This window comes from Pantoea sp. X-Soil-OKNW-556, assembly GCF_059730695.1.
In genome coordinates, this window is sequence record NZ_AP035992.1 from 270,317 (window position 1) to 286,988 (window position 16,672).

The 16,672-nt window shown below is 54.5% G+C and carries 5 protein-coding genes; 2 read left to right on the plus strand and 3 right to left on the minus strand.

Annotated elements, in window-relative coordinates; translation table 11 throughout:
* Nucleotides 1-41 precede the first annotated feature (41 nt).
* The 3 genes from AC6I8T_RS24880 to AC6I8T_RS24890 form a co-directional block, all read right to left on the minus strand.
* Nucleotides 42-5,456, minus strand: coding sequence for an inverse autotransporter beta domain-containing protein (locus AC6I8T_RS24880; protein WP_497834705.1), 5,415 nt, complete (start codon nt 5,454-5,456; stop codon nt 42-44).
* A 530-nt stretch (nt 5,457-5,986) separates the two neighbouring features.
* Nucleotides 5,987-14,860 carry an inverse autotransporter beta domain-containing protein gene (locus tag AC6I8T_RS24885; RefSeq protein WP_497834706.1) on the minus strand — a complete coding sequence of 2,958 codons (8,874 nt, stop codon included), beginning with the start codon at nt 14,858-14,860 and terminating at the stop codon, nt 5,987-5,989.
* A 237-nt stretch (nt 14,861-15,097) separates the two neighbouring features.
* The gene (locus AC6I8T_RS24890) at nt 15,098-15,721 is read right to left on the minus strand and encodes a hypothetical protein (protein ID WP_497834707.1); all 624 of its coding nucleotides are present in this window, start codon (nt 15,719-15,721) and stop codon (nt 15,098-15,100) included.
* Nucleotides 15,722-15,921: 200 nt separating this feature from the next.
* On the opposite strand from AC6I8T_RS24890, the gene AC6I8T_RS24895 reads away from it, so the two are divergent.
* Complete coding sequence (locus AC6I8T_RS24895) at nt 15,922-16,188, plus strand: hypothetical protein (protein WP_497834708.1); 267 nt, start codon at nt 15,922-15,924, stop codon at nt 16,186-16,188.
* A gap of 76 nt (nt 16,189-16,264) precedes the next feature.
* Nucleotides 16,265-16,672 carry an InvB/SpaK family type III secretion system chaperone gene (locus AC6I8T_RS24900; protein WP_497834709.1) on the plus strand — a complete coding sequence of 136 codons (408 nt, stop codon included), beginning with the start codon at nt 16,265-16,267 and terminating at the stop codon, nt 16,670-16,672.

The following is a 16,672-nucleotide window of genomic DNA, read 5'->3' on the forward strand; positions in this document are numbered from 1 at the left end:
GTCATTAATCGCACCGCGACAGATCCATGTTGATGCAAAGCCTAGTCGGGCCAGTGCGTAAGGGATCCATTGTAGGAGAGGTTGGTTTGACAAGTAAATGGATTGCTGGGGCTGCTATTAAACTTCACCTTTGATTCAGCCGTTTTATTCCCGTAAACATCTTCCACCCAGAAGGCATAATCGGTGCCAAAATTCAGGTCTACAAACAATCCAGATTTCTCGCCTGCACGCGCTTCTGCTGTATATTTTACTCCCGCAGTCAGCGCTACCATTGATACCGAGTCATCAACATTGTCCATTTGCCAACGAATTGCTCCAGACTGACTGTCTCTGGCGGTACAATGCGCATTAAACCAATACCCAGCGGGCAACAGAGCTGGATTAACTTTCGCCGTTGCTGTGCTGATTACGCTGCTGCCCTGCCTGCCACTTTGACTTTTTGGTGTGACCTTCACTGTCAGCACCTTACCTGGGTTGTTACGTAACACCGTATAACTTCTGTTCGTGGCATTTTGAATAACAATGTTATTCAAATACCACTGGAAGGTCGTGCCCCCTTCTGCGGCCCCATCATTAGCATGATAGCTATAGCTTGCCGTCAGGGTTTTGGTCACCGTTGGATCACCGCTGATCGTCACATTGGTTACCGAGGGGGGCAGAATTCGGACGGTTAATGGATTGCTAAAGACTTCCGTTCCCTCGACGGGCGGTGTGGTGCCTCTCGGCTTCACGCCTACCCTGACCTGATAGCCATCGTAGTTATCGCCGGGCGTGAAAGATTTCTGTTTCGCATCTCCCTGCTGCGATGCGGCCCAGTCGCTGTCTCCCACTTTGCGCCAATACCACTGGTAAGTTGAGCGATCCGCACCCGTGCCCTGCGCATCATAGCCAGCATAAGTGGCCGTCAGTTTTTGGTTTGGTGCTACGTCGCCATTCGGGGAAACGCTGACTGAGTTGATCGTTGGCGTGCCATAGAACGTGACCAAAGCATCGACTTCTGGCGTTTCACCAAGACGCGCAGCCGGACGATAGGTATTCGCCACAGTCTGTGTATAACCCGTCCAGGTGACTTCACCATTGGTATCGGTTGGCAGCTTCTGTAGTGTGATGCCACCGGATTTATCAAGGAACTTCACCCCAACACTGTTGACAGGGTTACCGTACTGGTCCTTCACGGTCGCCTGAAGACTGACATTGTTATTTATCTGCGCGGTCGCTGGCGATGGCACCAGACCGGTGACATGCGCGCTGTTCGCATCGGCTCGGAAGGTGACTTTCGTCTCCCTGGCCGTGCTGCCCTGAATGACCGCGGCGGGAAAATAATCTCCCATCGTCGTCTGGCTATACTGGTTCCAGCTCACTATCCCTTGCTCATTGGTGGGCAGCGACGTCAACGTCGTTCCCCCTACTGCGGCACTGAGAAAATCCACCGATTTGTTCGCCACCGGATTACCGTACTGATCTTTTACCGTGGCTGAGAGGGTGACGTTCGCACCCGCCATGAGCGATGTCGGGCTGGCGTTGAGTTCAATGACTCGCGCAGTGCTTGCTTCCGCCTGCCAGCTTATTCGTTGCGATTTCTGTTGTTCAGGCTGGTCCGGTAATGTTGCGGTGATTTCATAAAGACCCGGCGCACCTGCTTCTTTGCCATTGATGATTTTCACTAGTGCCTGTGCCACACCATTGGTATTGGTTTTGACGTTCGACTGCTCCGACATCAGGTCATTACGATTATTGGTGAAGTCCACCCGCACATTTTCCAGTGCCCTACCCGCCAGATCGGTCACTTTGGCCGTCAGAGTGAGGTCTTTACCTACCTCCGGTGTGGCCGTACTGGTTTCCAGCGAGACCAGGGTAAGCACCGGTTGCAGCAGTACGCTGTCGCCATCCTGTTTCTGCCCGGACGTAACAGTCACCGTCAATTCCCCCATCGTCTCGGGCATCGTTACGATAACCTTCCCTTCACCGGTGGCGCTGGTTTGATTATCCTGTCGCACCGGAGTGAGTTGGCCTGTCGGACCGTTAACCGCCCACGTCAGCACGGCATCTGCGACGCTGTTGCCAAACATGTCGGCTGCCGCCACCGTCCAGCTTTTCTGCGTTTTGCCATCGGCCAATACGTTACCCGTGAAATCGCGCGTGAGTTGCAGCGTGGCGACGAGATCCGCCGTAAAAGTTACCGTCGTATCCTGTGTCTTGCCACCCACAACACGCGCCACCGGATGATAGTTGGTTGCCGTGGTGTGCGAATAATCAGGGTAACTCACTTCACCCTGCGCATCGGTTAGCAAGGTGATCAGCGGTGTACTCGCTGCCGCATCATTGAGGAATTCGACCTGTACATCCGGCACCGGGTTACCATGTTGATCGTTGACCGTCGCCGTTAGCATGACTTTCTTACCCACCACAGCCGAGGTTGGGTTAGCTATCAATGTCGTCACCTGTGCTCCGCTGGCATTGGCCTGCCAGTCCAGTCGTTTAGTTTGCGTCTCTGATGCGGCCGCGTTCAGCGTGGCCGTCACCGCATAGCGTCCCGGTGCGCCCTGCTCTTTACCGGGTTTAATCCGCAACTGCGCTTGCGCTTTACCGCTGGCATCCGTTCTGACGTTCGATTGCTCGGTCATCACCTCCTGATGGTCGTTGGTAAAATCCACTGCCACGTCTTCCAACGCCGTGCCTGCCAGGTCGGTGACAGTTGCGGTTAGCGTCACATCATTGCCCACCACCGGTGTGGCGCTACTGATTTCAAATGCTGCCAACGTCAACACGGGTAGCAACAATACGCTGGCCTGATCCTGTTGATTGTTTGAGGAGACGCTAACGCTCAGCTCACCGTGGTTTTTCGGCAATACCAGTATCAGACGGCCTTCCCCCTGTCCGTTGGTACGTTCGCTTTTCTGCTTAATGGGCAGGATATTTCCCGCCCGGTCTTTCGCTTCCCACGCCAACACGGCATTGGCAATAACGTTGTTGTGCGCGTCATGCGCCGTAACCGTCCAGCTCACCTCAGTGCGGCCATCCGCCTGTTGATCGCCACTAAAATCAGGCCGCAACGTCAGTTTGCTCAGTTGGCCCGCGGTGAACGTCACCTGAGTATCCAGCTCCACGCCTCCACCGACACGCGCTGCCGGATACCAGGTTCCCGTGTCAAGCTGAACATAGGGGTAGGTCGCCACACCCTCGGCATTGGTGCCCACAGGCTCCTCCAGCGGAACACCCGCTTTGCTGCTCAGGAAACTGACCCGGGCCTGATCGTTACGCACCGGATTGCCGTGTTTATCTTGTACCGTTGCCATTAGCTGCACGCTCATACCCGCTGTCGCCGTCGCCGGCTCCGCTTGTAATGCCACCACTCGCGCAGATGACACGTCAGCCAATAACGCCAACACCGCCTCATCGCCAGCCATTTCACTGGCGGGGAATTGCGCGGCAACCTGCCACTGCGCCGGATCGGTACTGAGTGGTGCGGTCAGTGAAAAGCGCGCTCTCCCTTGTTTGTCAGTTTTGACGCTTGTGGTTTTCCCCTCGCTGGTGATCTGTAGCGTCGTGTCCTCGACCGCGATATCGTCTTCATCAGTCACCTGCACAACAAACGCCGTCTCTGTTCCCACCGTCGCGTGCGTCGGCGGCTCAATAAATTTTACATTCGCCGCAGCGCTAAAGATGACGGCCAACGGCAGAGATCTTCTGCTGTCCGAATCATTGACATTGAAGGTGCGCGCAGTGACCTCGGGTTGCAGGGAGGCGACAATGATGTCTTCACCGTCGCTGGTCACATCACTGAATTTCACCAGTGATAATCCTTTGCTGTCCGTTAGCTGCCGGTTATGCTCCAGCACACCCAGAGTCGGATTGCTGTGCGACCAATACACCGGCTCATCCGGTATCGGTTTCCCGTCTTTACCCTGAACGGTAGCTTCAAAAAACAGTGTGCCGGATGCCCCTGCTTTGAATTTCACCCGTCCATCACTTAACACCTCGCCCGCGCCACTAATGCCGGAAATGACCAGGCTGTTCAGGGTCAAGTGCGGTCCTGCCTGCTGCGCGCTGGCGGGCATACCGTTGAGGCCAGCTTTATTCACGGGAGTCACTTCGTAAACCAGCGTTTTACCCACATCCGCCACCGTCAGTTGATATTGATGGTTCGTGGATAGCGTCTCGTCGGGCGCGTCTGCACGATACCAACGTTGCAGCGACTCGCCCTCATCATCACCTTCGTTGGCGACAAAGGTGTAACTGCCGCTAAGTATGCCGCCGATCGCGGGTTCTCCGCTGATGCGTACGTCGGTAGCGGCTGGTGCAAAGTCTCCCGGCATGACAGTCAAACGGTATTCCGCCCGACTGTAGAGCGTCCGTCGGCTGGCATCCTGATACTCTTCAGCAGAAACCGTCACTTCGCCACGTTTCAATGGTGCCACCGTTCCGGCTTGCTGATTCACAACCTGCGCCACATCGGGTTGGCTGGAGTGATAAACAATAAAACCGCCTCGTCCTCCGCTAACCGCGTGTGTGTAGGACGCACTGCCGGCTTTAGCAACCCAGGTTGTGGGACTGAAATACAGGTTGATTCCTTTCTCGCGCTGTTGATAGGCCAGCACGATGTTGTTGTTGCGACTGACGAAGTCATGCCGTGCGTCCTGCAACGACGAGAGAGCTGTTGCCGCGCCAGGATCCAACATTTGATCCAAGGTACGGCCAAACTGCCAGTTAAGGTTGAGTCCCAGGCGGGTGTCATCACTCTGGCCGCTGATGGCGCTGTGGTCGGCATTCAGACTAACCAGTGGAACAGGTTGCCAGCTGGCTCCCAGAGTCACCCCGTGCGGATCGCGGCTTGCCTGGTTACGGGTGCCGGTCACATCCACCTTATCGCCATACCATTGGAAAAAGGTTCCTTTGACGCCAACGTGTTGGCTCAACGCCGCTTCAACCGCCAGATCCCAGCCGCGCGCCGGGCGTTCGTATAAGTTGAAGCGCAGTGGATCTTCATTGAAGTGATCATCGTGTGAAAGACGCCAGTCGCTTAATGGGTGATAGTAGTTAACGGACGTGCGCAACCCGGCCCCCCACAGTTCAGCGCCTACGCCGAGGCGGCTGTGACGGCGACTGAGGTCACGATCATAGAAAACATTGCTGCCAATCAGCCAGCGTTCATTCAGGTCATGACGGACACCCAACCCGACGTTGAATTGATTACGACCATTCCAGCGGTGAAAACTTAACTGGCTAAACAGGGTGCTGGCCTCCCATTCCATCAACGGCCAGAAATAATCCAGCCCCACATCCCGACTGTGATTGCCGGAAAGCCCGGCATCAAAAGTCACGCGTGCTTTGGCAGCCCCCAGATTGAGCCAACGCTCAACTTCAGCAGTCAGGGCGCTATTTACTGCACTGTTTGCCATGCCTCGTGCCGCATCACCGGCAGTGCCGTGTTGTGCCGTGCCCCAGAATTGCGCCATTTGATCGCGTAGTGGCGAGTTATCCTCAGTCCCCCCTTCCGCCGAAGTTTGCGCCGAATGGGTGTTCTGAAGAACGGGCGTTGATAAATGGAGATCGGGAAGTGATGCCGGGATGTCTCCCCCGCGGGCAGATGAAGGTAGAGAAAAAATCAATAAGGTGAAGAGATAGTGAAACAAGAAAAACAGGCTTTGCCAGCGAAGTGCAGGAGAGGGTGTCCGTTCCGTCATAGCTCATTTACTCAAACAGGCGCATTAGGGTTCATAGCCTGTCCAGATTTTGGGCAGGCAATTTTATCGATGCGATTGTTCTGTACTTAGGTTTAGGTGGCTATGCTTTTGAAGTGATAATCCCGCGACTTTATTATGAATATTCTGATGTTATGCTGAAAAATTCCTATACAGTGCTCAGGATCAGGGGTTGGGGGACTGACACAACAGATCGCTGCTGAGTTTTTGTCCCCTCTCCCTTCACTACCCCTTAGCACTGGAGCAGGTTGTCCGGCACAGCATTTAAAACCAACCACTTCTCATCAATCTGGCCACCTTGATGTACCTCCCGTTTCAGCACCAATGGTGGCGATACATTTGGATTGCCAGAAGTTGTTTTCAAAAGTCACTGTGTTATTCGACGTTTTATTGCCATAAGCATCTTCCATTGAGACATTGAAAGTCGCTTTAGGCATTGAATCCTGGTATTTTCTCGTGGCATCAACAGATTCCCAATAAACTACCCCCCAACTCCAACTGGCAATGATTACCTTCAAATCTGCTGGCGTATTTGCAATATCCCAGCGGAAGATTCCCTTTTGAGAGTGGACGTAAGCACAGTCAGCACCATGAAGATCAGGCATCGGCAGTTCTACTGGCTTAACATTTTCCGTAGGTAAACTGGTGACACTTTTCCCTGTCATACCCTTTTGATTTTTAGGCGTGACTATCACGGATACTGGCTTGCCTGGGTTATTACGTAATACGGTATAAGTTTTACCTGTTGCACCTGGAATCACTTCACCATTCAGATACCACTGGAAGATTGTCCCGGACTCCACTGCCCCACCATTTGTTTGGAAGCTGTAATTGACGGTCAGTACTTTCGTCACTGTCGGATCGCCAGAGATGGACACATTAGCGACAGAGGGTTCAGCCTCAAGTACAGTGACAGGCCCGCTATATATCTCAAGACCGGTAATCGCTTGCTCGCTACCCTTCGGCGTCACAGCGACACGAACTTGATAACCGGGTTGCGTGTTAGCAAGACTGAATGTGTTCTGTTCGGCTTTATCAACCTTGATCCACTCCTGATCCGCCGCCCGACGGAAGTACCACTGATACAAGGACGCATTTCCGCCGGTACCTTGCGCATTAAAGCCATTAATGATGGCCGTTAACATTTCGTTTTGCGCCACACTCCCTGACGGTGTCACCATAACCGACGCAATGGAAGGCATGCCGTATACGCTGACAGGATCACTGTATATTTCCGTGCCCGTGACCGCCTGATCTCTACCTTTTGGTGTCACGCCGAGACGCACTTGTTGGCCGATACGGACATTATCCGGCGTATAGCTTTGCTCTTTCGCCGTATCAATGACGATCCAGTCAGCCGTTGGCGATGGGCGATAATACCATTGGTATAAGGACGCATCCTCACCCGTTCCCTGGGCATTGAAGCCGCTATACGTGGCACTCAGTGGATTGTTCACCCTGACCGAACCCTTCGGCGTGACCGTGACGGACGCAATAGTGGGTTTTCCATAAAGCCTAACCACATTGCTCTCCTTCGGCACACCTGCAACCTCGCTCAGGCTGCCTTTCGGCGTCACAATTACCCGAATTTCTAAACCAACATTCGATACCAGGGTTGGGAAGGTCTTACCGGCGGCCCCCTTGACCTCTGTCCAGTCGGTGTTACTGCCCTTGCGGTAGTACCATTGGTACGTCGAACTATCCTGACCGTTACCCTGGGCATCAAAACCCTTGATGGTCGCCGTGAGGGCTGTACCCGCTTGCGCAACACTTTCTGGCGTCACGCTGACGGATTCGATGGATGGCGTACCGAATACACGCACCTCATTACTGTATTTTTCGTCGCCCTCAATGGCCTGCTGGCTACCTTTCGGCTTCACACCGGCACGCACCTCAAGCCCCACATAGCTGCTGGTCGGTGTGAAGGTTTTCTCCGTCGCTTTATCAATGTATTTCCAATCCTGGCTGCCACGACGGTAATACCATTGATATTTTGAATCATCCTCCCCGGTTCCGTTTGCATCGAAACCGGAATGGGTTGCGGTCAGCAACGTACCTGCCTGAGCCTGAGTCGCCGGGGTGACGTTTACCGAGGTTATCGTTGGTTTGCCGTATAACGTGATCGGAGCACTTTCTTTCGGCAACCCTTCAGTTACCTGCTGGCTGCCGCGTGGCGTAACCACCACACGCACGTCATAACCAGCATAGTAAGCTGAGGTGTTTAAGGTCTTATCCGTGGCATTGTTGATCTTCTGCCAGTCTTTACCCGGCTGACGCGAAAACCACTGATATCTCGAATCATCATCGCCGGTTCCCTGTGCATCAAAACCCTGCACGGTTGCGGTCAATGTGGTGCCTGCCGCAACGCTGCCATTCGGCGTGACGATGACTGACTCAATCGAAGGCGTCCCCCAAATGCTGACCGGTGCATCCTTGCTGCCACCGTTCCCCGTGCTGGCAGCTGGGCGGTAACTTCCCGCTGTCGACTGCCGATACTTGAAGATTGAGATGCCCTCAGCGTTGCTGTTCACAGCCTCACCCAATGCATTACCCGCAATGCTGCTGAGGAAAGTCACCGCGGCATTCTGCACCTTGTTGCCAAACTGATCCTGAACCGTTGCCGTCAATTGCACGTCAGTATCTGCCGCAGCAGAGGTTGGATTCGCGGTCAGTCCCGTTACCTCTCCAATCCCTGGTTGCCAGGTCACCGTTGCCTCTTTGAATTCGGTGGTTTTGTCCTTCAGGGTTGCCTTGATGACATAGTTGCCCGGCGCGCCCAGCTCCTTACCCTTCAGGATCTTCAGCGTGGCCCTGGCCTCTCCGTTGCTGTCGGTTTTTATGTCTGGTGCTTGTTCCATCACGTCAGCGCGATCATGGGTAAAATTCACCGCCACGTTTGCCAGCGCCGTACCTGCCTGGTTAACCACTTTTGCTGTGAGCGTCACGCTGCCGCCCACCTGCGGGGTAGTGGTGTCAGGAACCAGCGATTTCAGCCGCAAAACCGGCAACAGCGTGGTACGGTCGTCATCCTGTACATTGCCTGATTTGACCACGGCATGCAGCTCACCCTGCTCACCCGGTAAAGTTACTGTCGCCAGTCCCTTACCCTGTGCGTTGGTCTTATCATCCTTCGTCGGGATGATGTTGCCCGCCGGACCCGTTATTTCCCACGTCAGTGGTGCATCAGGTATTGTGTTGCCGTGTGCATCCTGAGCCGTTACCGTCCAGCTCACCTTGCTGATGCCATCCGCCTGTAAATCGCCGACGAAATCAGGTTGCAGCGTCAGCGTTGTGACCGCGCCTGCCGTATAGGTCACCCGCGTATCAACCACCGCGCCCCCGCCGACACGCGCAGCCGGATAATAGTCACCCGCCGCCTGCTGTTGGTAGTTGCTGAAACTTGCTTCACCGATTTCATTGGTCGTCACCGGTTCGCCCAGTGGCACGCCCGTTTTGCTGACGAGGAAACTCACCATCGCCTGGCCATTTTTCACCAGGTTGCCATACTGATCCTGAACTGTCGCCGTCAACATCACATCGGTACCTGCCACGGCCGTTACCGGATACGCCTTCATTGCAACGACCTTCGCACTGACCGGGTCAGCACTAAAGTTGACCGTAGTCGCCTGCGCATTCCCGTTGATGACCCGCGCCGCGGGTGCGTATTCCCCAGCGGTTGTCTGCGTGTACTCAGCCCAGGACACCTCACCTTTGCCGTTAGTGGTGAGTGTCGTCAGCACCTCACCCTGGCTGGCAGCGCTGAGGAATTGCACCCCGGTATTGGCAACCGCGTTGCCATACTGATCCTGCACCGTAGCTTTCAGCACCACTTTCGCACCTGCTACCGCCGTGGCAGGTTCAGGTTGCAGGTTAATCACCTGCACGCTGGTGGTGTCGTGGGTAAAGACAACGTTCGCCTCCCGTGCCAGACCACCAACAACACGCGCCGCCGGATAATAACTGGCAGCCACTTTTTGGCTGTACTCGGCATAAGTGACAATCCCCTGATCGTTGGTACTCAGGGTACTAAGCACTTCACCATTGTCGGCTGCGCTGAGGAAATCCACCGAGGCATTGTTTACCGGATTGCCAAAGGAATCCTTCACTGTGGCAATCAGTTTAACCTTGCTTCCCACCACCGCGGAGGTCGGGCTGGCATGCAGTTCGGTCACTTTGGCATCCGCCGTATCGACCTGCCAGCGCAGCGTTTCTGTCCGGGTTTCCGAGGTTTTCTCCGCCAGCGTTGCGGTCACGTCATAATGACCCGCAGCCCCCAACTCCTGACCGGTAATGATGCGCAGTGTGGCTTCGGCTTTGCCACTGGCGTTAGTTTTCACTCCGCGCATTTCCGTCATCTGACTGTTACGGTTGTTGGTAAAATCCACCGCCACATTTTCCAACGGATCGCCTGCCAGATTAGTCACCGTTGCCGTCATGGTGACCTGAGCGCCAACCATCGGGTTTGGGTTGCTGGTCTGGAGCGACTTGAGCGTCAGGACCGGCTTCAGCGTCACGCTGTCGTGGTCCTGTTTCACACCTGAAGCGACGTCAACCTTCAACATCCCGTGAGTTTTTGGCAACGTGATTGTCGCCTTAGCTTCACCGTTGTCACTGGTCTTATCTTCCTGTTCAGGCGTGATGCTTTCTCCGGATGGGCCGGTCACCGTCCATGTCAGCGCAGCGTCCTTCACCCGATTACCGTGTGTATCCTTCGCCGTGACGATCCAACGTGCCGAGCTGCCGTCTGCCCAGAGTTCGCCGGTGAAGTCACGCGTCAATTCCAGCGAGGCGACCGTCGCCGCTGTAAAAGTGACCCTTGTTTCCTGTGCCGCTCCACCCGCCACACGCGCTGCGGGTTGGTAGATCTGCGCCACATGTTGTGAATAGTCCGGGTACAACGCCACACCCTGGTCGTTGGTGGGGATCCTCGTCATTAGCGTGCCGTTGCTGGCAGCACTGAGGAATTCCACGTCCATGCCTGTTACCGGGTTACCGAACCTGTCCCTGACTGTCGCCGAGAGCTGAACCTTGCTGCCTGCTGTCGCCGTCGTTGGAGTCGCATGCAGTTCCGTGACCTGGGCTTCCGCCTGGTCAGCCAGCCAGGTAATCGTTTCCTGTTTGGCTTCCGACGGTTTTTCCTGCAACGTTGCGGTGACCAGATAATTTCCCGGAGCCCCGAGCTCTTTGCCCTCTCTGATTTTCAGAACGGCTTGCGCCATACCATTGGCATCGGTTTTCACATCAGCTTGCTCGGTCATCCATGCGCTGTGGTTATTGGTGAAGTTGACCAGTACGTTAGCCATTGGATCACCCGCCAGATTGGTCACATATACCGTCATATTGACCGGGCCGCCAACCACCGGACTCCGGTTATCCGCTTCCAGCGATTTCAACGTCAACACCGGTTGCAGGATCACGTTGTCTTCTGTCTTCTCTGCCCCCGATGACACTTCCACTTTAACTGCACCCTGTTTTTTCGGCAGGACGATCGTCACCTCACCTGAACCATTTGCCTGGGTCTTATCATCTTTTTTCTGCGGTGAAATGTTGCCGCCAGGCCCGGTCACTGTCCACGCCAGCGCCGCATCCGGCACCCGATTGTGGAACCGATCTTTCGCCGTGACCGTCCAGCTCGCTTCAGTGGCACCATCCGCCAACAAATCGCCACTGAAATTTGGTATCAGCTCAAGAGAGGCAACCGCATCCACCGTGAACGTCACACTGGTTTCCTGCGCCGTACCGCCAACCACGCGTGCCGCTGGTTTGTAGACCTGGGCGATGGTCTGCGAATAATCTGCCCAAACCGCGATACCTTGATCATTGCTGGCGACGCTGGTCAGCACTTCATCGCCATGCAGGGCGCTGAGGAACTCCACCTGCGCACCGCTTACCGGGTTACCGAAGGGATCATTGACCGTCGCCATGAGCTGAACTTTACTGCCCACCCGCGCGGAAGTCGGATTCGCGCTGAGTCTGGTAACGCGCGCGGCGGCGTTGTCGAGCTGCCAGCTTACCGTTGCCGTTTTGTGTTCCGTGGGTTTGGCCGACAAAGTGGCTGTAACGTCATAATCGCCTGCCGCGCCTTGCTCCTGACCTTTAACAATTTCCAGCGCCGCCTGCGCCAGACCATTGATATCCGTCCTGACTCCGCGTTGTTCCGTCATCCGGGTATTCTGGTTGTTGGTAAAGTCCACCGGCACATTCTCCAGCGGCTCCCCAGCAAGGTTAGTGACCTGAGCCGTCAGGATGACCTGACCGCCCACCACCGGTTTGTCACTGCCCGGTTTAAGCGAAGCCATTGTCAACACTGGCTTCAGCGTGACGCTGTCTTGCTGTTGCGCATTGCCTGACGCCACCTCTACCTTCAGATCACCCTGGGTTTTCGGCAGTGTGATCGTCAGCAGTGCGTCTCCCTGATCGTTGGTAACATCGTCTTTTTCCGGCGTGATCTCGCCCGACGGCCCCGTCACTTTCCAGACCAGCGCCGCGCCGATTACCGGGTTGTTATGTGCATCGTTCGCGGTAGCCGTCCAGCTCACCCTGGTGGCATCCGCAGCCAGCTCGCCGCTGAAGTTACGTTGCAGCGTCAACGTTGCCACTTTGTCTGCCGTGAAGGTAACGCTGGTTTCTTTGGTCACACCCGCGCCGAGTTGCGCCGCCGGATGGAACACCTGCGCTACCGTCTGGGTATAATCCGGGTATAACGCCACACCGCGTTCATCGGTAGGCGATTTCTTCAGCATCACGCCATTGTTTGCCGTACTGAGGAATGTCACCTCGACCCCGCGTACCGGATTACCATGCTTGTCCTGTACCCTGGCCGTCAGCAAAACAGGTGTGTTCACCACCACCGTGGCGGGGGTGGCGGCCAGGTTGATGAGCTGGGCACTGGCGCTATCCGCCAGCAAATCAATCCGGGCGGTGTCACCTTTTTCGCTGTTATCCGTTAAGACGGCACTAACCGTCCATTGGGCTGGATCGATACTGAGGGGAGCCACCAGGCTAAAGGTGGCTTTGCCGTCTTTACCGGTGTTAACCGAACGGGTGTCTCCATTGCTGGTGATCTGTAACGACGTATTTTCCAGCGCCTGGTTCTCCTCATCCGTCACCAGCACCGTAAAGTCGGTTTTCGTCCCCACCGTCACCTTTTGCGGCGGATTTATAAATGTCACATTGCTGGCCGCGCTGAAACTGATACTCAACGGCAAGGTTTTAGTCGTGGTATTTTCCGCGGTGGCAGCGGTCTTCGCCAACCCACGCTCCGGCAACAGCGAGGCAACGATAATATCCTCGCCCCCTTGGGTAATATCGCTGAATTTAACCAGCGATTGCCCTTTGCTATTGGTCGTCTGGCGGGTTTCATCCAGCTTACCGAGGTTTAGGTTATTGTGTGACCAGTATACAGGTTGATTGGCCACCGGCTTGCCGTCCTGGTCCAGCACCGTGGCCTCAAACAGCAGCATGCCCGTTTCACCCGCTTTGAATTTAATCGTACCGTTCGCCTGCTGCTCCCCTCCGCCATGCAGCAAAGTCATCTCCAGGTTATTCAATGTCAGCTGCGGTCCGGCCTGCTGGGCGCTGCCCGGCTTTCCACGCAGACCCGCTTTGTTGACCGGCGTGACTTCATACACCAGGATGCGTCCAACATCGGCAGCCGTCTGCTGGTATTGCTGACCGCTGGAGAGCACCTCTTCCGGTGCATGCTGACGATACCAGCGCTGCGTGGTTGCTCCTTCGTCTTCCCCTTCGTTACTGATAAAGGTGTAACTGCCAGTAAGGGTGCCGCCAATCGTCGGTTCGCCCTCGATACGGACATCCGTCACCGAGGGGGCAAAATCACCCGGCAGAATGGTGAGCCGATATTCAGCGCGGTCGTAAAGTTTTTTCCGGCTCGCATCCTGATACTCTTCAGCAGAAATTACGACTTCACCGCGTTTCAGTGGGGCAACGGTACCCGCCTGTTCGCTGACGATCTGCGCGATATCTGGTTGGCTGGAGTGATAGACAATAAACCCACCCCGCCCGCCTTTTACTGCGTGCGTGAATGGGGTGCTGCCTGCCTTGGTAGTTAACGAGTTGGGTTCAAAGTACAGGTGCAGATCTTTCTCACGCTGCTGATAGGCCAGCACGATGTTGTTGTTACGATTAACGAAATCATGACGTGCTCCTTTCAGCGATGACATTGCAGAGGCAGCGTCAGGATCGAGCATTTGATCCAGCGTGCGACCAAACTGCCAACTGAGGTTGAGGCCGAGACGGGTATCATCCTCCTGCCCGCTAATCACGCTATGCTCGGCGTTAAACGCCAGCAACGGCACCGGCTGCCAGTTAGCGCCCAGCGTCACGCCATGCGGATCGCGGCTTGCCTGACTACGGGTGCCGGTGACATCCACTTTGTCGCCATACCACTGAAACCAGGTCCCTTTTACCCCAACATGCTGGCTCAGCGCCGCTTCAACTGACAGGTCCCAGCCACGCGCTGCACGTTCATACAAATCGTAAAACAACGGATCGTCATTGAAGTTATTGTCATGCGATAAACGCCAGTCGCTGAGCGGATGGTAATAGTTGACCGAGGTACGCAGCCCCTCCCCCCACAACTCGCCCCCGACGCCAAGACGGTTATGGCGACGGCTCAGGTCGCGGTCATAAAACAGGTTGCCGCCAGCCATCCAGTGTTCATTAAGATCATGGCGATAGCCCAGCCCGACGTTGATTTGATTACGTTCATTCCAGCGATGGAAGCTAAGTTGGGTAAATAGCGTGCTGTTGTCGCTGTCCAGCAACGGCCAGAAATAATCCAGACCAATATCCCGGTTGTGGCTGCCGGCAATACCGGTGTCGAGGGTGACTTTCGCTTTGCCACCGCCCAACTTCAGCCAGCTTTCAACTTCGGCGGTCAGAGCGCTGTTAACCGCACTGTTCGCGACACCGCGTGCCGCATCGCTGGCATTACTTTGTTGCGCGGAACCCCAGAACTGCGCCATTTGGTCACGCAACGGCGAGGCTTCGGTATAAACTTCATGTGATGATGGAACGGTTGCTCCCGGATTAAGCGCATGTGCAGGCAAGGAAAAAATCAGCAAAGAAAACAGATAATGAAATAATACAAAAACTGTCTGCCAGCGCAGCCAGGGAGAGATCGTCCGTTCCGTCATAACTCAATACTCAATCCAAAGTACAAAAAGTCGTGGCTGCCATATACGCCAGCGTTACGACAAGGTATTAGGATTGTTCCGATGATTGAGAAAACGGGCTATATACACGGAGTGATAATCCCGCGATTAAATTATGAGAGTCTGAAATTAAGCTGATTATTTGAATGTTTTCTCGCATAATCAGAAGCTTATTTTCCTGTAGCAGCGCGATAAATCGCACCGCTACGGTTCGTGATATCAGTATTGTTGCTGCTCAGGTTTACCGAGTTGCCATACCACTTGCTGCATCACCTGCTTACGGGCATCAAACACCCATACCATTGGCCCCGCCTCCAACCGAAACTGCTGTGTTTGCTCGTGGATTTTGATGTTAAACCGCGAGATGCCCAACGCCCGGCAACGTTGTTCGAGCGACCCCGCTTCTTCCGCAACATTACGCGGCAACCAGAGCGTGGCTTCCGTGATGGTGAATTCCCGCGTTAACGTCTTAATAAAGTTATCAAGGACCAGCGGTGTCATCAGCAGGCCAGGCAGCCGCTGTTCCAGCTCCGTTTTGAGCCAGCTCAGCCAGTTCTCCATCAGTTGCTGCTGTTGTGACAGCGTTTCCGGCACCTGCGCCAGTACCTGGCGGAAGCCTTCACTCTTCCCCTGTTCAAATGCTTTCTGAAAGCGTTCCTCCGCCTGTTTGTCCTGGTGACGGCGTTGACGGGAGAGATAACGCTTGAATTGGTCCAGTGCATCTTCCAACGCCGGACGTGGCGCATTGGCGGCTTTAATTACTGGCCCCTCAATTGCCATAAACAGGGTTAATTTTCTCGGTTGCATAATATCGGCTGACTTTTGCGGGATATAACGCGCCATACTAAATTTTCAGACAGGTGCCACAAGTCCGCAGGCGTAATTATCAGGGTAATATCAGATTGATTTAATGACAGTTATTTATAATTGTGCGGCGAATAATCGAACAAACTGAAAATAAAAGATATCCAATGATAAAGACTCTTTTTATGGCTTTCTTATGTTGCGTGTTACTTTCAGCCTGTTCATCTCCTGAGTCCACTGTGGACGAACCTGGCAATCACGCCAACGACCAGCTAATGACCGCACAAATTCAGCGTCTGATTCTTCGCTGCATGCTGCCACGGGTTTATTACCGCTGGTCTGATGAAACGTCGGTGCAGGTCACCTGGTACACCTCCGGACAGTCAATTCAGGTGAAAAGCTCACTACCCGGAGATATCCAGTCATGTGTTGAGCAGTATTACAGCGCACAGCCGTTTTATTTCCGCTCTGGCTTGTCCGGCAAAATGGATATACGCAGTAGTTAACGCCTTTTCGCCCGCTAAATTTATTGTAAAACCAACCTTGCGCGATCGATCGCGCAGCCAGGAATAAGGAAAGAAAATGCAATTTGATCTCGCAGAGATGCTACGTCGTTCGTTAGATAAAATGGGCTATAAAGGCGAAGAGTTTCAATTTGATTCCCACTCCACCATTGAAATCGGTCTGGAAAATATTCCGAGCATGTTCTTATCGCTGATTGATGAACGCGTATGGTTATGGAGTCGTCTGACGTGGATGAACCGTGACACGTTAGATGCCTGGGGAACCGAGTTATGGCTGGAATTACAAGAGGCGCTGCCATCCGTCATTACCGGGCAACCGGTGCTGGGGCATGGCGATGAAGGTTATGAGCTGAAAGCGCTGGTCGATGAGAATTGTTTCGAACAGGAAGACGGCTTTGAGTCACTGCTCGAAAGTTTTTTTCTGCTCTGCACCCGCCTGCAAGATCGTTTCAGTCGGTTAGGGTAA

What these genes read in the sequence shown, in the direction of transcription:
- AC6I8T_RS24880 (WP_497834705.1), bottom strand. Translation starts at nt 5,456, where the DNA reads ATGGCGCAATTCTGGGGCACGGCACAACACGGCACTGCCGGTGATGCG.
- AC6I8T_RS24885 (WP_497834706.1), bottom strand. Translation starts at nt 14,860, where the DNA reads ATGACGGAACGGACGATCTCTCCCTGGCTGCGCTGGCAGACAGTTTTT.
- AC6I8T_RS24890 (WP_497834707.1), bottom strand. Translation starts at nt 15,721, where the DNA reads ATGGCGCGTTATATCCCGCAAAAGTCAGCCGATATTATGCAACCGAGA.
- AC6I8T_RS24900 (WP_497834709.1), top strand. Translation starts at nt 16,265, where the DNA reads ATGCAATTTGATCTCGCAGAGATGCTACGTCGTTCGTTAGATAAAATG.